This is a genomic window from Paraburkholderia sp. RL17-347-BIC-D (assembly GCF_046027915.1).
In the GTDB taxonomy this organism is placed as follows: Bacteria; Pseudomonadota; Gammaproteobacteria; order Burkholderiales; family Burkholderiaceae; genus Paraburkholderia.
This window is the reverse complement of sequence record NZ_JARESS010000069.1, coordinates 17901-33714: the sequence shown is the minus strand read 5'-3', so window position 1 is coordinate 33714 and position 15814 is coordinate 17901. Positions and strand designations below refer to the sequence as shown.

Genomic DNA, 15814 nt, shown 5'->3' with positions numbered 1-15814 from the left:
GTCGCCACGCCTGCTGATCCCCAACAACTGGACCTTGCCACCGGATCCTGTCTGCGCCGGCACCAGTCCGATCCAGGCCGCGAACTCGCGCCCGGACCTGAATGCCTTCGCGTCTCCCATCGTTGCAACGGCTGCTGTCGCTGTCAGCAGGCCGACGCCCGGTATCGCAGCGATTGCCCGGCACGCCTTATCCTCTTTCATCCACGTCTGCAGACGCCATTCGATTCCGGCAATCTGTTTATCCAGTTCCATCAGCCCATTCCACTGCTCGCGCAACGTGTCGATCAGGATCGTTGGCAGACGATCGACCAGTCGTTCCAGCACACCCGGTATCGCCTTGTCGAGTGCCGCCCGACCCTTGCCCATCACTTCGCCGTACTCGGTCAGCAGGCCGCGCAGGCTGTTGATCCGCATCGTGCGGAACTTCACCAGTTGCTGTCGCATCCGGTGCAGCCCCAGCACCGCCTGCTGCGTTTCCGTCTTCAGCGCGACAGACTTGCCCGGGTGCTGCGCGTCCATCCAGATCGCACGCGCATCAGCTGCATCGTTCTTGTTGCCCATCACGAACGCCTTCACGAACTTCGCTGGCATGAGCTTTACCTGATGTCCCATCGCTGTCAGCCTGCGTGCCCAGTGCTGCGAGCCGCCGCAGGCTTCCATGCCGATCAGGCACGGCGACCGGTTTGCAAAGTGCTCGAGAAACGCTCCACGCTTGAGCGGCTTGTTCACGATCTTGCCCGTCTCCGCGTCGATGCAATGGATCTGCATCACGCTCTTTGCAATGTTCACACCTACTGTCGTATGCTTCATTTCGGACCCTCCGGTTTGCCTGTGAAGATCTGCATGATCTTCCATCTTGGGCACGCTGATGCCGTCGGCCCGCGGGGTCCACTTTCCTTCTACGCTTCCACCGCTCACGGGTGGGAGGCGTTCATATCATTCTTCAAGATGACGCAGACTCAGCGGATACGCGACGTACCAGCGCACGCACGTCAGAATCACGTCCAGCGGATAGTGCAAGCGTTTCAGTACCTTGGCCAACGCCGGGTTCAGCGTCTTCATCGATTCTCTCATCAGCGACTTTGTATCGCCGGAATTCTACCGTCCATCTCTTACTGCGACACATCCCAGTTTCGACGTTATTGGGTTCGGAGAATCGTTTTTGGAGAAGGGTTATCTTGACGATCTGCTGAGCGTGCCTGATCTCGCCGCCGGCATGTTGCAAGATCTTTTGACGGCGGAAGACACTGGAAACGACATCTCTGGCGGGGACGAAAAACTGGCGGTGCTGAAGTGGCTTGCAACGCCAGCCACGTTTCTGTCTAAGATCCATGTGCGCATCGCCAGCAAAGACGACGGCACGTATGAAGGCCATATCCTTACGCTCGAGCCAAAATGGTGATCGCCCAGCAGAACCGCGGGACGTGCGCCGCACCCATTGCCGATGCGAGCGCAGAGAAATTTTCGAACAGATTCGGTACCCGGCATCTTGAGACCAATTTGCCGACCGTCGTGGCGCTGGGGTACCTGCGGAGATTGAGAGAACTGAATCTCGTACAGGTATGCGGACGGCGGACGTTTCGAATTTACTCGCTGGAATGTCTGCAAAATTCGTTCGTGTGACTTCAGCGCCGCGAGTTTTTTGACTTTTCTACTGTGTACAGCTATTGATAAAACCGGTTATCAGGATTGAAACGACCGGAAAGCGCGGGGATGAATGACGCGCAGCCGTTCTCACAGCCAGCAGTGAATTGCGAGGGGTAGATAGTCAGAGCTATGTACCCTTCATCTGCCGACACATGCCCGGTTCCGGAAGAGGGCGCTCACGCAACTGAAGTTGTGGCTAAATTTCAACTAAGGTTGTGACTGCCCGCGCGCCTTGCATCCGGTGCACCTTTCCCCCACGTCGGCGCCGGAACAGGCCGCCGGCCGTGCGCGCGACGACCGTCTGGCCGCCCACGCCGCGCACTGCGATACAAGTTTGGTTGACATCCCGCCTTGCGTTACAGGTTTAGTTGCCGACGTCGACGGCGTGGTTACAACATCAGCTGAAATGGGATTTGGCCCGGAAGCTTTGCGGGAGAGGAGGTTTGCCGGAGATTTTGCGATGCACAACCGCAGTAACAACTTTAGTTGTGTGAGCGTTGGCGACGCTACACAATTAAAGTTGCGTCTGAACTTCAGCTAAAGCTGTATCTACCCGCACCCTGTCACCGAGTGACTCCTCGCCGAGCGTATGCCCAGTGCATGTTGAAAGCTTTGCGCCGCGATCGTCACCGACATTGTGACCACTAGGATGGGCGAGCCCCTGAGGACGGGGTATTCGTACTTTCCGTGCAATTTCTGGCGGTTTGCACGAAAAATCACATTCAGATCAACGAGTTGAAAATCCGTCAAGTTGCAAAAGCCTGTGAGGCCGGGGAGCCTTGCTGCAAGCGGTTTTCTTACGCCGCTACCGCCAGATTTTGCACGGATCGAACGAATACCCCCGTCTGCAGGGGAGGCGCTTCTATGAGCGCAAGAAAGCCCGGCGCATGCCCCTGGTCGCCACGGAGGCGCTTGCGCACAAGCTCGCGCGGGGCCCCGGTCTACATGCTGCGAGATGAGAAATCTTTTGAGGTCGCGAAATGCTTCGGTTAGTTTCGGCGGGGCCATGAGCCCGGTAATGTGTTGGCGAAAACCCAGTCTTGTGATTGGGCTACGCGCTCCCGCCGTCCCCTATTAGCGAGAGCTGGGATGCCCAGACCATGAGCCGAAACGAGCCTGGCACTAACGCAGCAAGCCGATCATTGGTGAATACTCTCATGGACACCGGTCTGGCACCGATGGTTTTCTGGGGCTCGCTATGAGCCACGGCGGAAGCCAGAACACCGGCCCTCGTCTTGACTCCGATGGATGACTGGCGCAGACCAGCTCTGCAACCAGGTGAGCGAATAATCGGACGCATGCTCATGCGCACCGACGTGGGGTGGCTGAAATGTTTCAGCTAAGCAGGGTAAAGTCTGAGAGAGAAGTATCTAGCTCTTGACCTTGGGCTTTCAACGGATGACGCATTTAGTGTGGCCTACGGCAGGTCGCCATCAATGCCTTCGCAGGTGCGCTTGGATATCGCGCGCATCGAGGGCCGAGAGATCTTCGTTGATCTCTTCGAAAATCATCTGACGCGTCTCCTCGCTCAGACGCTCGCGCAGCATTCCGAGAAACTTCGGCTCCGCGGCAAATCGTAATCGCTGATACCGGTGATGAAGCCGTCCCTGTTCGACGCAGTCGGCGACGGTCTTCGCGAATTTTTCGCGATCCTTCTCGCTCAGCGCGGGCCCACCAGGGACGACATTGACGAGGTCTTCGATTTCCCGCAAGTCCAGCTTAAGTCCCGGTGTCTCGAAGATTCGAGCACGGCTGCCGTCGGCAACGACAACCCAAGTAGTGACAGCCATGGTGCGCCTCTCAGCGTGATCGGTCGCCGGCTCGGCGGCCATCGTAAATCGTCGCGTGACGCCAGCGAACTCGCCGGTCAACGACAGTCTATCTCCACCGCCCATCGATGACGGACCGTGGGGCCTCCCCGCGCTCCTGCGCGAGCGACGGATAATCCGTATACCCGCGCTCGCCGCCTCCGTAGAACGTGGACGGATCCGGCGAATTGAGCCGAGCGTGCGACCGGAAGCGTTCCGGCAGGTCGGGATTGGCGATGAACAGTCGTCCGAACGCGATTAGGTCCGCGTTGCCGTCCTCGAGCCATCTTTCTGCGCTGCCGCCGTCGAACCCGCCCGCGACAATCAGCACACCACGATAAGTGCGTCGTATCATCTCGCTCATGCGTTTCGCGCGCTCCATAAAAGCAACATCCTCACCGGTCGCCGCCAGCGCAGGATTGACGATGTGCAAATAAGCCAGCCCGTATCGATTGAGCTTATCGATGATGTAAGAAAAGGTCGCCTCGGGATCGTCGTCATGCATGTCGTTGAAGGTGCCAAGAGGAGAGAGCCGTACGCCAACCTTTTCCGGCCCCCACACTTCGCAAACCGTTTCGATCACCTCGAACAGCAGCTTGGCCCGACGCTCGCTCGATCCGCCGTATTCGTCCGTGCGGCGGTTCGTGCCGGACAACAGAAACTGTTCGAGCAGATACCCGTTCGCACCGTGCACTTCGACGCCGTCCATACCGGCAGCCTTTGCGTTGCGCGCACCCCTGAAGTATTGGCGCACGAGATACGGCATCTCTTCGACCTGCAGCGCGCGAGGCGTGACGCAGGGCGCGACGACACCTTCGCCGCGCTCGTTCTCGATGAACGCCTCCGCTTTCGGCTGGACCGCAGAGGGCGCGACGGGCAGCATTTCATCGGGCTGCAACGAGGGGTGCGATATGCGTCCGACGTGCCAGAGCTGCATGAACATCAACCCGCCCGCCTCGTGCACGGCGTCCGCCACGAGCCGCCAGCCTTCGACCTGCTCGTGACTATGGATCCCAGGCGTCCATGCATATCCTTGTCCTTGCATCGACACCTGCGTCGCCTCGCTGATGATGAGCGCGGCCGCTGCGCGCTGCGCGTAATAGCAGGCATTCAGCTGCGACGGTATGTTGCCTGGCCGGCTCGCGCGCGAACGCGTCAGCGGCGCCATCACGACACGATGACGCAGGTTGTGCGGCCCCACCTTTACGGGTTCGAAGAGCTTGCGCAGCGGGAATTGCTCGTCGTGCTGCCCGGCTTCCCCGGGCGCGATTTCCGTATCAGTCATATTCGCTCCTTGTGTTTTTTGACGCGGCTCGAAAAGTGCTACCACAGACGCTCCGAAGCGCCGGCGTCAAATCACTTCGACAGGATCCCGCTCTCTGGCCAGTCTAGCGATAGCCTGCGTGCGCTTCTTTCCGGTTTCTGCTCAGATGTGTCACGATCCTGCGGTCATCCGGTCCATCGCTCCATCGGCGGTCGGATGCGGCCCTGCCGTGCCCTTAGCTACTCTGCCGCTTTCGAAAGATTCACGGCCGGCGTTCGCCTCGAACTTCGCCCGATGCGTCGAAAAGAACATCCGCACATTACGGACGTTCGACGACCTCTCAAAAAGCCGTCTCGCAAGTTCATTGCAGGCCGCCATGTCAGGCAGATCCGCAATAACGGCAAAGTCGGGGCCAGGCGACATACGATAGCACTGGGTCACCGGCGGTTCGGCACTGATAAAGACCTCGAACGTGTCGGCGACAGCATGTACACAATGAAAGCGTACGCAACACGGGAAGTCCCTCGACGTGGTCAGGGATGACCAACCGGATGCCCGCGAGGGACAGGCCGGTCGCCTTGCGATGACGGTGAGGTCCGTAGTACTGGTGAAGCCGGGTAATGCCGGTGGAGGGAAGGGGCCTCAGTTCAAGACCAACGCACCATGTAGTGAGGGACCTGGAGACTGGGCAACCTATCAACTCCGATCAGTGTTCAGAAGCTGCAGACGGTGTTGCACGCGAAAACGAGGGCAGAAACCGGTACCGCTTTTACGCTCTGTGACAAGGAAAAAAAGAGCCTTACCATCTACAGCATGCCGCATAACGCGCGGCTGACGGCGACACGTGTCGCACCCACATCTACCGTGAGACCTTCCGACTTGTCGGGGCGCCTCGAACAAATCTACGCACACTGGAAACGTTGTTTGCAGCGCGTCCGAGAAGCTCGCTCTGTTGCTTTCCAGTACCGACGACGGCTGAGTCTACTTCTTCGCAGGTTGTTCTTCGGGCTCGGGGTGAACAGCAATCGGATCGCTCGCAGGAAAGGTCTCTTCGAGCGCTTCGTCGAGTTGTTCGTCCAGGGTCATCGGCGCTTCCTGCTCCTCGACTTTCGACTTCCGGGGGGCGACGCGACTTTCCTTTGTCATGTTGCGCTCCATGAGGGAACCAGCGGAATTTCGCTATTGCAGCGGCGTTGCGTACATGCGATCACGGTTATCGGAGGCGGAGATCGCCACCTTCATAACGCAGATCGAAAATAGTGGCATCGACGACATTCAAATCGACGTCACTGATCTGCCGGGTCGCGCGAGTGATCAGCACGTGCGTGAAGCAGGAGATCCTCGACACCACGTGTCTCGCGTGCTCGACCCCGGCATCGCGCCTAACAAGCTGCTCGCGAAGATCGCTTCTGAGTTGGACGAGCCTGAAAGGCTCGCGTTTCTGCCGTCGCACGATCTGGCATACAGATACCCTCCAGGTTTCTCGATTTGGCGGCGCTTTGTGTGCTCGCCTTGGAACTCGAACGCAAACGGCGGGCATTACCTAAAGGGAACATGTCGTTCGTTTCACACACATTCTGTACTTCCGGCGCGCTTCCGTGTTACAAGCGACCTGGACCTTATACGCAGCACAGATGGCTAGGTCGAGTGTCTTGCCTTCGGCGCATAGCGATTTTATCTGTGGGCAATTCACATAGACGAGCCCTGACAGGAGGACCGCTGCGAGCGCCGCAATAATGGTGCTTCCTGCTTGCATACCGTTCTCCACCGGACGCGCCGTACTGGATTCGAACCGGTGGCCAACGGATTAAAAGTCCGTTGCTCTACCTCTGGAGCTCACGACCCGAAAGAGACCTTGCCCGCCGCTTGTCCCATGTGCACATGTGTTCTCAACGACCTTGTTGCCGCGGGAAGCACATCCAGTGACGAAGCGTCCGCTACAGCACGGTCGTCGACGCTCAGTTTGCGCAACTGCTGAATTTCGATTCTCCGGCCTTCAGATGCGGTCATATTAGTCTTCGGAAGTTTAAGCGTGAGCACTCTCCAATGTCGAACTGCGCGTCGATGTGATCGACGTCCACACCGTATGGTCCGCGTAATTGTCGGGGTGTCGATCCGACCCAAATGCGAACTTCAACAGAATTCAAGATCACAACCCTGATGCAGCGCAGGGGTGGTCATGCTGTCGTGCCGCTGCTGTTCAGGCTCTCTAGCGCCTTCTTCAGGCGTTCCTCCTGGTCATTCGTCAAAGACGTCTTCAATACCTTTCCTCCGAAAGGTTTCAGTTCCGGCAGGACCTTGTCGAAGTTCACGCGACGCACGAGGATGAAGAGCGCGGACGAACCCGGCTCAATGTTCTGGCCTGTCGAACGCATGAAATCGTCATCGATTCCATAGTCTGAGAGCGCGCCCGACAACGCGCCCGTGCTAGCACCGATGGCCATGCCCGTTGCCAGCCCGACGAGCGGATTGAGCAACATCAGCCCAACCAGCGCGCCAAACATACCGCCCCAAGCCGCGCCGCTGAGCGCGCCGATCTTGACGAGATCGACGGCTTGCTTGAGGTGTACCTTGCCCTTCGCGCTACGGACCACGATGCAGGCATCCTCAAGGTCGATCAGGTGCTCCTTTTGCATCTGCTGGAGTTTGGTCAATACCTGGTCGGCCGTCTCTTCGCCTTTGAAGCTTACAACGACTAGATCGCTCACCGATTTGCTCCATTTCTCTGGGAAATAAAACGAGACCCTTTCGCGGCGAGACGGTTGAATTCATGCTCGCTCAGCTCAGCTCAGCGCAAGCCGGTCGACCGCGCCGCGAAGCAGCGGTGGTGCCAGCCAGCCTTGCATGTCCCGCCCGGCGCGTACCTTCTGACGTCAACGTGACCACTGACCCGATGACGATGACGATGACGATGACGATGACATCAAGACTAGGCTCTTGCCGGTTGCACTTCTTCCTCATTCCTGCAAAGACGTGTCGGATCTCTGCGCCCCAGCTACGCGGCTTTCAGATGTGAACGTACGGCAGCATTCCGCAAAAACTGCGGAGGCGTAGGGAAGAAAATCTTCCCCGCGCGGCCTACCGTGGCCCTACCGTGGACGGATGCGTGCGGTACAGGGCGTAGCCCGCGCGCGCGTTAGTCCATTAACAAACCGACTAGGAGCAGCGATGAGAACCGACGACGACATCAAACGAGATGTGGAGTACGAACTGAAGTGGGATCCGGACATCGATCCATCAGATATCGGGGTTGCGGTCAAGGACGGCGCGGTCACATTGTCTGGTTTCGCACGCAGCTTCCGGCAAAGGCAAAAGGCCGAGGAGGACGCGACGCGTGTGCGCGGCGTGAAGGGGGTCGCAAACGATATGGAGGTGCGGTTGCCTCTGATCAATAAGCGGCCCGATCCGGAGATCGTGCGCGAGATCATTGCCCAACTGAAGGCCGAGGTGCCTTATGCGGCGGACACCATCAAGGCGATCGTCAGGGACGGACAGGTGACGCTGAAGGGCGAAGTCGAATGGGACTACCAGCGCCGCCGCGCGGCCGACACGGCGCTGCGGGTGAGCGGCGTAACCGGCCTGACGAACGAGATCGAGATCAAGCCGAAGGTCAAGCCCGAGGACCTCAAGCGCAAGATCGACGACGCGTTCAAGCGCAACGCGGAAGTCGACGCACAGCACATCACGGTCGAGGCCGAAGGCAATAAGGTCGTCCTGCGCGGCACGGTCCGCTCGTGGGCCGAGCGGGAGGAGGCCGAGCGGGTCGCATGGCTTGCCCCCGGTGTGTTGCGGGTCGACAACCGGATCACCATCGAATACTGACGGGGTGCTGGCGACGGGCGGCTCGCTTGCGTACCGACGTGGTCGAGGGGTGGGAAAGGACACAGCACCAAAACCGGAAGCACCCTCAGCGCTCTTGACAGCCGCCTATACTGCCAGAATGAATTGGGTTGATGACACCGCTCTTCGGCTCGTTGCAACGTGAATTGAACGGACTCGCGAGGTTGTCATGAGAATCCTGGTGGTACTGACTTCACACGACCAGCTCGGCGATACGGGCCGGAAAACCGGATTCTGGCTCGAGGAGTTTGCCGCGCCTTATTACTTGTTCAAGGACGCAGGCGTCGAGATGACACTCGCTTCACCAAAAGGCGGGCAGCCGCCCCTCGACCCCAAGAGCGACGATCCGGATTCGCAAACCGAAGCGACCCGGCGTTTCAAGAAGGATAAGGAAGTGCAGGCGGCTTTGACAAAGCGGAATCTGCACCCGCTTTCGACGGAACTGGTCAGTGTGCGGCCAGTTCGCCAATCTGCTACTCGATGCTGGCATGGGCCAAATCATCGAGACCGCGGAAGCTGACGAGTTGTTTCACGATAGGCATGACCGCGGAGTGCGGATGGTGTTATTTGATCTCGATGCGCCGCCTGGCTGCCGGTTCTCCGGCTGCTTTGGGGACGCGCAGCGTCAGCACGCCGTTTTCAAATCTGGCCTCTGTCCGATCGAGATCGATGCCCGCGGGCAACGGGACCGCGCGCTGAAAGTGTCCAAACGACCGCTCGACCCGATAGCATCCCTGTTCTTCGCTCGTCGATTCGAAACGCTTGTCGCCGCTGATGATCAGCATGTCTTCAACCACTTCGAGTTCGACGTCGTCGCGGGTCATGCCCGGCAATTCGGCGACGATACGCAGTGCGTCGCCTTCGTCGGTGACGTCGATCCGCGGTTGAAACTCGCCCGCGCTGAAGTCGCCGAACCAGCTTCCGAGCAGTCCACGGCCGCCGAACGGATCGCGTATCAATTCGGCGAACAGATGAATCGGATCAGGCAGCGGCCAGCTGGCAGGCGCAAGAGATACCGGCGCAGCAGCGGCTGCCATCGGGACCCCGTTACCCGTTTGCGTGCCGGCAGTCTGTTGCCCGTTTTGCGGTGCGCTTTGCTGACTGGTGCGCGGCGCACCGGCGTGGCCCGATTCGTTTTTTTGCGCGGGGTGCGAGCGTAAAAACCGGAACGGATTCCATTTCTCGAGATCCAGAGGCATGTGATTCTCCTTACGTGAGATAAGCCAGTGCCAGACCTGAGGCTGGACCCTGGAGATGACGGGCGGTCCATTCGACCTCGGGGCGCGAAGGGCACGGCCGGCGCCGCGTCGCCCGCGAGCGCAGGGTCGGCCGCGGGTTTGACCTTGTAACCCGCGAGTGCCAGCGAGCAGTGCGCTTACGGATGCAATGGCGCGTGTGGCTCGCCGGTCAGGCCGTCACGGTGCCAGGCACGCGCAGTGATGCCGAGTACGAACAGCAGCGCGCCCGTGAACAACGCATACACGCCGATCAGCCAGACGAGCGCTAGTGCGCCGGCGCCCGGAAATAGCAGCACGAAGATGCCGAACAGCACGGACAGCACTCCGGTCAGCACCAGCATCCACGCATTGCGCAGGCGCCTGTGCAGCCGCGTTGCTGCGATCAGATCGAATACGCCGGTCATAATCGCGTTTGCGCCGATGATGGCGACCAGCACGAGCGTGGTAATGCCCGGCAGTAACGCGGCTATCATACCGGCGCCGATGCTGCAGATGCCGAGCAGCAAGAGCACCCACCATCCGCCGTGCGTCACGCGGTAGCGGATGGCCCCGACAATCGCGACAGTGCCGCCGGCCATTGCGTAGGCGCTAAAGAGGGTGATTAGCAGTAGCAGAGTGAGGCCGGGCCAGAATAGCGCCAGAGTGCCAAACAGTAGCGCTACCGTGCCACGCAGAATGAGCATCCACCAAGCGCGTCCAAGCAGTTCATCCATGTGGGACCCCAAGCTGTACCGTCATGCAATGAACTTCAGTCTAAGCTCCACGCAGTTGTGATTCTTTCGCGTTTCTGCCATGCGTTTCGCAATTCTGCATTCGTTCACGAGGCGTGCGGAATGGCATCCAGATGTACGAAGATAACCCGATCCATCACCGCTTTTTTATAGCGGCTTGCCGTGAGACCTTCTAACATGAACTTACGCCGCGCACGGTCTCGCTTAGCCTCTGCATTGCTGGCCGGCGTCGCACCGTCAACACCAGAACGAAGGGAATCTCATGAAAACGAATCTGCTTGTATTGCTGCTCGCGTCGTCGCTCGGACTCGCTCCAGACGCGAACGCCCAGGTGGCCGGCGCCCAGCCGCTTGGTGTCAGCGTGGAAGAGTCGGCCGCGATCGTGGCAGGCTGGAGCGTGAGAAAGTCGATCATGGACAAGCCGGTCTTCAACGAGAAGGGTGAGCGTGTCGGTGTCATTCATGACATTATTGTGGCACCGGACCGGTCGGTATCGTTTGCAATCGTCGCCGCAAACCAGTTTCTGGGAGTGTCGCATCACGACGTGGCCATTCCGATTGAGCAGCTCGATTTCGTCAATGGCAAACTGGTGCTTGCCGGTGCGACGAAAGATGCGATCAAGGCGCTGCCCGAGTTTCAATACGCAAAGGTACGCGTGACACCTAGGGCGAGGTCCGACTACAGCGAGCATCACTGACATATGTCTCGCATCGTCCACGATCGATGCATTTGACGCGAGGCACATTCGTTCCATGGGGCAGTGCGCGGATTAGTGCGCCGCCGCGTGACTATTCGTCGTGCCGCATGACCGCCGCCTGTTCTTCAGGCGACTTTCTTAACCAGCGCCGGTGCAACGCACGTTCAATGCTGCCGCCCACTGAGAGCAGCAGCAGGAGCAGGGCGGTGGCAATACCCGCAATCTGCCATGCGCCGATGCCGCACACAATGCCGAGCGCGGCGGTGACCCAGATCGAAGCCGCCGTCGTCAAGCCGCTGATCCTGCCGGTGGCGCGGTTTTGCAAGATCACCCCGGCGCCGAGAAAACCGATGCCCGTAATGACGCCCTGAATCGCACGGCCGGCGTCACTGCCGTCGGTGATACCGTGCAGTTCGAAGGACATGCCGGCCATCGTCACGAGACAGGAACCGAGCGCAACAAGGCCTAGCGTCTTGACGCCGGTTGGCTTGCCATGCAGGTTTCGATCGAGCCCGACGAGACACCCCACCAGCACTGCCGCGACCATGCGCAAGATCGCCTCAAGCAATTGCACGTGTGAAATCATCGGCATCCCCGCTAAGGTTTCCAGCTAACGTCGCATTCGGCGAGCACCTGGCTGCTCACTACAGTCTAGCGTCGAGGGGAGCAAACTGCTTTGAGCGTCAAGCGCCGCTCGGGAGACCCTTAAGCCTAAAAACCGCAGTGATCCCCTTGCGATCGCAGCGATCGGTGGGCGTGGCAGCGGCGTAGCAGCAGAAAAGCTAATTGACCCGAAGTGGCGACTGTCTCGTCGAGCACGATTTTCAGTATCAGTACACTCCAGGCACCCTACGAGAAGCCGGTGACGACGGGGTTGGCGGGCAAATTATCTGGCCGCGAGTGCAGCCCGCTGGAGCGCGAAAGGCATCCCGCGCCCACCCGGTCGGTCACGTGGCAAACAGGCCTTCTGCCCGAACTTTCGACCCTCAGGGTTGGGCCGATGCCGCGCAACTGCATCAGCCGCTTGCTACGCGCATTTTCACGCGCGATCCCGGCGATCGCGCGATCGTATTCAATCAGGCGATCCTCAATATTGCCAGCATGATCGAGCAGATCGCTAATAGTGTGCTTCGCCCAGCAAGGCAATGTCTCCAGATGTTTTGTGATGTGCCTGCGTAACTTCTCCGGGCTCTGTGGCAGCACCACGCCGAATTCCGAGAGCAGGCCTCGCAACCGATTATAGGTCGCGGTCCGTTTTTCCACGAAACCTTGTCGTGTTCGATGCAGGCAAAGCGTTGCCTGCTGATGTTCGTCCTTCAGCGGCACGAACGCATGCTCGGACGCGTCACCGCTTCGCAGATCGGAGCAGCATCCGCCGCGTCGTTCTTACCGCGCTTGCCGGGCATGCGATAAGGCCCCACAAGGTCGGGCGCCATGCGCTTGACTGTGTGGCCGTGCTGCTGGAACACGCGTGCCCAGTGATGTGCGCCGGAGCACGCTTCCGTGCCGATGAGGCACGCTGGCAACTGTGCGATCAATGCCACCAGTTGATCGCGCGGCACACGCGGCTTGATCAGCATCGCTTTACCTGCTTCATCTACAACATGAATGGCGAATACATTCTTGGCAAGATCGATTCCGATAGTGACAATAGGCATGGACTTCCCCTCTCGCTGGTGTTGACGAACGTTCGAAACTTCATCATGGCACGTCGATGCCGACTCGCGGCTTCCACCGCAGCCTCGGGACGGGGAAGTCCCTTTCATTCTCTAGGGCTCGTTCTTGATGCCGCGCAGTCCGGTCGCCAACGCACGTATTCCGTCATCCAGTTGTCAGCCATCAGTCATCAGCCATCAGGGATGACTGGATTGCCATCATGGGCATACAGACCCCCCGCTGCATGCGCAGTGGCATCGAGGCCGCTCACGTAAGAAAAGTCGGGCGGCAATTCACGTGACAGCCCGGGTCGTGGATAAGCGTCTTCGGCAACACACGCAGGTCGCGTCCCATACCTTTCAGACCGTCCTCGGTCAGGCCATAGATCGGTGTCATCTCTGAGCCCGCATACCTGGTCGGGATCGCGATGATCGGCAGGCTCCATTCGAGCGCGGCGCCTTACCCAGGCCAAGTCCGATCGATGTTCCCAGATCGCGGACGCGCGTGCCGTGCGTATGGCATGCCGCTTCGCGACCTGACCGCTTTCGAACGCTCCGTAATACCCGGCGTAAGCGTTAGCTCAGAAAGCCTTCAGGAACGATGAGTTGCTTTGAATTCCGGCTAATAGCGTGTCGAGCGTCGCCCCAAGTTGCCCGGCAATATAGCTCAGCAGCAACTGCATCAACGAGGTCGGGATTGCATTCGCCCATATTACGAATCCGCCTTAAGCAGCCTTGAATTCGACGTAAGCTTGGGTATGCGACGAGACAACGAGGAAACTTCTGCTCATCATGAAGCAAGAAACAAGATCGACCCCGGATCGCGGGTTACGCTGCCAACCGATGGACATCGCTTTCACCAATGGCGGGCTGAATTCACTGCAGGGACTTCGGCTCGTGATGCCGACAGGTACCACTGTGCAGGCTGCGGGCTGTGACGACCTCGGAGTGAATCACTCCATGTTGATAAGTGCTCCATTTGTCGCAGTCATTCCGGCGGGCTCGCAGTTGGCCAAGATCGCTGACAACGATCCCAAGGGATGGGTGATCGCCCTCAAAAGGGGCGTACTTGGGCAAGTCTCGCAAGAAGCGTTTGTCGCGGTCCCGACATGGTCCAGGTTTTGGGATCCGTTCCTGCGTGAGGCCGCGGACACATTGGGCGCTTTGCATCATGCGGAGCTCATCGACGCTGCCTGCGCCGACGCTTTCGCCGATGTCATCTCGGTGCACATCGCTCTCCACTACGGGCACTGTGCTGGTGCGGCCGAGCCGGACGCGCCTCTTACGCGTCAAATGCTGACTCGCGTTCAAGGTTTCGTTCATGAGCACATAGACGAGACCATTTTGGTCGAGCAACTCGCAGTGCTGGTGCACATGGGTACATCAAACTTTGCACGCGCTTTCAAAACGGTGACAGGCAACCCGCCCCATCTGTACGTAACACTCGAACGAGTGAAATTTGCCAGGACGATGTTGTGCCAGGAGACCCTTCCCTTGGTTGACGTTGGCGCGCGCGCAGGGTTTCAGACTCAGCAGCATTTCACCGAAGTGTTTCATCGATATACCGGTGTGACGCCGCGCGCATACCGGCTTGCCCACCGTACGTCGGTAGCTGACTAATTTGGCGAAGTTGCGAGCAAAACGACGACCCCGGACTCCCGCGCTGGCGATTAAACCAGAGCGACAAGAGTTTCTCGAACCAGATACTGGCGCCGGGAGTTGATCAGAACAAGATTACACGTCTGGCAGGAGCTGGGAAGAACTGCGTGCGTAACTGGAGGGCGCTACGCAGGATGTAATAAGCGTCGACGGGCTTGTGAGGGCGTTCACGTACCACCGACACGTACGATCTACGATCGGTCCCGGCAACGAAGGCCGAAGCCCGCTCGCTTCCCCGGTGCGCCCCGCCGTGTCTTGCGGGAGCAGCGCATAATGTTGAAATATTTTTGTCAGGATGATGGAGGTGGATATGGCTACGTTGCATGGACGGCGTCCGGATTAACCCTGCAACTGGCGGTGTCACGCATGTGCGCTGGGCTCTCATCGACTCGAAGACACATGACTGGCTCTCTTCCGGCGCGGTTGTCGAGGTGGCCGAAGTTGTCATAGAGATGTATGCGGGAGACGTTGGTGAGAGCGCTGCAGGACACGATGTGGTACAGCGTTCGGGAATCGACCTCGCGCAGGGATACCGGTATGGGAAATCGTAGCGAAGGGCCTCGCGCTTGAAACATTCGTGTCGAAGGTCGAACCGGAAGCGGGATCCGGGTCTCGCGTGGCCGTCGACGACGTTCGCCAAAGCGGCGATTTCGCTGTCATCGCGCGGCAGCCCGAGTCAATCGCCCCGCTGCGCACCTTCGCTGGATCGTGTTTCCTGCTGCCGCTGTGCATACATGGTCCGGTCGAGTTCGGCGTCCGCCGCCGTGGTCGCGTCGACCGGATCGTCGCGCTGCCGCATCAGCCAGTAAACGCTCCCCAGCGCCACCAGCGCAAACGCAAGCGCCGCGATCTGCGCGGGTGCGCTGGCTGGATCGAGAATGATGAATTTGCGGGCGATGGCAAGCAGCGCAATGAGAACCACCGTCTTGACCTGAACGATATGATCGCGCCGCGCCATCACGCGCGTAATCGAATGTTTGAATTCCATTGCGATCAACAATGTCATGACCATGCCGAAGACCGTTTGAAACACTGCGTGATCGAGCGGGTTCAGCGCGTCCGAAACCAGCAATGCAGTAACCGCGCGGATCAATTGCCAAAGCGACACGAGAATGATGACGGAGATCACCAGGCTCAGCACATGCGCGACAAGCTGTTCGAAGCGTTCATAAAAGGTGAGTACGTCCCACTGCAGACGCAGCGCATCGAAATCCCTGCGCAGCCAGCTTTTCTTTCTGTCCATGATTTGGCTCCCGGGCGGTCGCCGATACGCCG

General features: G+C 59.2%; 13 protein-coding genes, 1 tRNA gene and 5 pseudogenes. 5 read left to right on the top strand and 14 right to left on the bottom strand.

What is annotated here, in order from left to right; translation table 11 throughout:
• Together P0D96_RS42875 and P0D96_RS42870 are read right to left on the bottom strand one after the other, a co-directional pair.
• The coding region (locus P0D96_RS42875; protein WP_408319973.1) for an IS110 family RNA-guided transposase at positions 1-810 on the bottom strand (810 nt) is incomplete at its 3' end.
• 129 nt (positions 811-939) lie between these two features.
• A pseudogene (locus tag P0D96_RS42870) lies at positions 940-1062 on the bottom strand (IS6 family transposase); the annotation flags it as partial.
• A gap of 100 nt (positions 1063-1162) precedes the next feature.
• On the opposite strand from P0D96_RS42870, the gene P0D96_RS42865 reads away from it, so the two are divergent.
• Positions 1163-1402: a hypothetical protein gene (locus P0D96_RS42865; protein ID WP_408319971.1), complete on the top strand. Its 240-nt coding sequence runs from the start codon at positions 1163-1165 to the stop codon at positions 1400-1402.
• A 1678-nt stretch (positions 1403-3080) separates the two neighbouring features.
• Here the strand turns inward: P0D96_RS42865 and P0D96_RS42860 are convergent.
• The 6 genes and pseudogenes from P0D96_RS42860 to P0D96_RS42835 form a co-directional block, all read right to left on the bottom strand.
• Complete coding sequence (locus P0D96_RS42860; RefSeq protein WP_408319969.1) at positions 3081-3518, bottom strand: host attachment protein; 438 nt, start codon at positions 3516-3518, stop codon at positions 3081-3083.
• A 7-nt stretch (positions 3519-3525) separates the two neighbouring features.
• Positions 3526-4740: an alkene reductase gene (locus tag P0D96_RS42855; protein ID WP_408319967.1), complete on the bottom strand. Its 1215-nt coding sequence runs from the start codon at positions 4738-4740 to the stop codon at positions 3526-3528.
• Between the two features lie 249 nt (positions 4741-4989).
• Positions 4990-5256: pseudogene (locus P0D96_RS42850) on the bottom strand (Lrp/AsnC ligand binding domain-containing protein); the annotation flags it as partial.
• A gap of 444 nt (positions 5257-5700) precedes the next feature.
• Positions 5701-5865 carry a hypothetical protein gene (locus P0D96_RS42845; protein WP_408319965.1) on the bottom strand — a complete coding sequence of 55 codons (165 nt, stop codon included), beginning with the start codon at positions 5863-5865 and terminating at the stop codon, positions 5701-5703.
• 626 nt (positions 5866-6491) lie between these two features.
• A tRNA-Lys gene (locus P0D96_RS42840) sits at positions 6492-6564 on the bottom strand.
• Positions 6565-6896: 332 nt separating this feature from the next.
• Positions 6897-7427, bottom strand: coding sequence for a DUF1269 domain-containing protein (locus tag P0D96_RS42835; RefSeq protein WP_408319963.1), 531 nt, complete (start codon positions 7425-7427; stop codon positions 6897-6899).
• A gap of 460 nt (positions 7428-7887) precedes the next feature.
• Here P0D96_RS42835 and P0D96_RS42830 point away from each other — a divergent pair, with 460 nt between their 5' ends.
• Positions 7888-8541 carry a BON domain-containing protein gene (locus P0D96_RS42830; RefSeq protein WP_408319961.1) on the top strand — a complete coding sequence of 218 codons (654 nt, stop codon included), beginning with the start codon at positions 7888-7890 and terminating at the stop codon, positions 8539-8541.
• Positions 8542-8728: 187 nt separating this feature from the next.
• Positions 8729-8968 (top strand): annotated as a pseudogene (locus tag P0D96_RS42825) (type 1 glutamine amidotransferase domain-containing protein); the annotation flags it as partial.
• Between the two features lie 154 nt (positions 8969-9122).
• Here P0D96_RS42825 and P0D96_RS42820 read toward each other — a convergent pair.
• Positions 9123-9758 (bottom strand): Hsp20/alpha crystallin family protein, encoded by a 636-nt coding sequence (locus P0D96_RS42820; RefSeq protein ID WP_408319959.1) that lies wholly within the window; start codon positions 9756-9758, stop codon positions 9123-9125.
• Positions 9759-9934: 176 nt separating this feature from the next.
• Positions 9935-10510, bottom strand: coding sequence for an HdeD family acid-resistance protein (locus P0D96_RS42815; RefSeq protein ID WP_408319957.1), 576 nt, complete (start codon positions 10508-10510; stop codon positions 9935-9937).
• A 280-nt stretch (positions 10511-10790) separates the two neighbouring features.
• Here P0D96_RS42815 and P0D96_RS42810 point away from each other — a divergent pair, with 280 nt between their 5' ends.
• Positions 10791-11225, top strand: a complete 435-nt coding sequence (locus P0D96_RS42810) for a PRC-barrel domain-containing protein (RefSeq protein WP_408319955.1) — start codon at positions 10791-10793, stop codon at positions 11223-11225.
• 91 nt (positions 11226-11316) lie between these two features.
• Here the strand turns inward: P0D96_RS42810 and P0D96_RS42805 are convergent, their stop codons facing one another.
• The 3 genes and pseudogenes from P0D96_RS42805 to P0D96_RS42795 all read right to left on the bottom strand — a co-directional run.
• Complete coding sequence (locus P0D96_RS42805; RefSeq protein ID WP_408319979.1) at positions 11317-11811, bottom strand: MgtC/SapB family protein; 495 nt, start codon at positions 11809-11811, stop codon at positions 11317-11319.
• A 404-nt stretch (positions 11812-12215) separates the two neighbouring features.
• Positions 12216-12883, bottom strand: a pseudogene (locus P0D96_RS42800) (IS110 family RNA-guided transposase); the annotation flags it as partial.
• 200 nt (positions 12884-13083) lie between these two features.
• Positions 13084-13354: pseudogene (locus P0D96_RS42795) on the bottom strand (maleylacetate reductase); the annotation flags it as partial.
• A gap of 318 nt (positions 13355-13672) precedes the next feature.
• Here P0D96_RS42795 and P0D96_RS42790 point away from each other — a divergent pair.
• Complete coding sequence (locus P0D96_RS42790) at positions 13673-14500, top strand: helix-turn-helix domain-containing protein (RefSeq protein ID WP_408319953.1); 828 nt, start codon at positions 13673-13675, stop codon at positions 14498-14500.
• A gap of 715 nt (positions 14501-15215) precedes the next feature.
• On the opposite strand, the gene P0D96_RS42785 is transcribed toward P0D96_RS42790, so the two are convergent.
• A complete protein-coding gene (locus tag P0D96_RS42785; protein WP_408319951.1) occupies positions 15216-15782 on the bottom strand; it encodes a phosphate-starvation-inducible PsiE family protein in 567 nt (188 codons plus the stop codon).
• Positions 15783-15814 lie beyond the last annotated feature (32 nt).

What these genes read in the sequence shown, in the direction of transcription:
- P0D96_RS42845 (WP_408319965.1), bottom strand. Translation starts at nt 5,865, where the DNA reads ATGACAAAGGAAAGTCGCGTCGCCCCCCGGAAGTCGAAAGTCGAGGAG.
- P0D96_RS42805 (WP_408319979.1), bottom strand. Translation starts at nt 11,811, where the DNA reads ATGATTTCACACGTGCAATTGCTTGAGGCGATCTTGCGCATGGTCGCG.
- P0D96_RS42790 (WP_408319953.1), top strand. Translation starts at nt 13,673, where the DNA reads ATGAAGCAAGAAACAAGATCGACCCCGGATCGCGGGTTACGCTGCCAA.
- P0D96_RS42810 (WP_408319955.1), top strand. Translation starts at nt 10,791, where the DNA reads ATGAAAACGAATCTGCTTGTATTGCTGCTCGCGTCGTCGCTCGGACTC.
- P0D96_RS42820 (WP_408319959.1), bottom strand. Translation starts at nt 9,758, where the DNA reads ATGCCTCTGGATCTCGAGAAATGGAATCCGTTCCGGTTTTTACGCTCG.
- P0D96_RS42785 (WP_408319951.1), bottom strand. Translation starts at nt 15,782, where the DNA reads ATGGACAGAAAGAAAAGCTGGCTGCGCAGGGATTTCGATGCGCTGCGT.
- P0D96_RS42815 (WP_408319957.1), bottom strand. Translation starts at nt 10,510, where the DNA reads ATGGATGAACTGCTTGGACGCGCTTGGTGGATGCTCATTCTGCGTGGC.
- P0D96_RS42830 (WP_408319961.1), top strand. Translation starts at nt 7,888, where the DNA reads ATGAGAACCGACGACGACATCAAACGAGATGTGGAGTACGAACTGAAG.
- P0D96_RS42855 (WP_408319967.1), bottom strand. Translation starts at nt 4,740, where the DNA reads ATGACTGATACGGAAATCGCGCCCGGGGAAGCCGGGCAGCACGACGAG.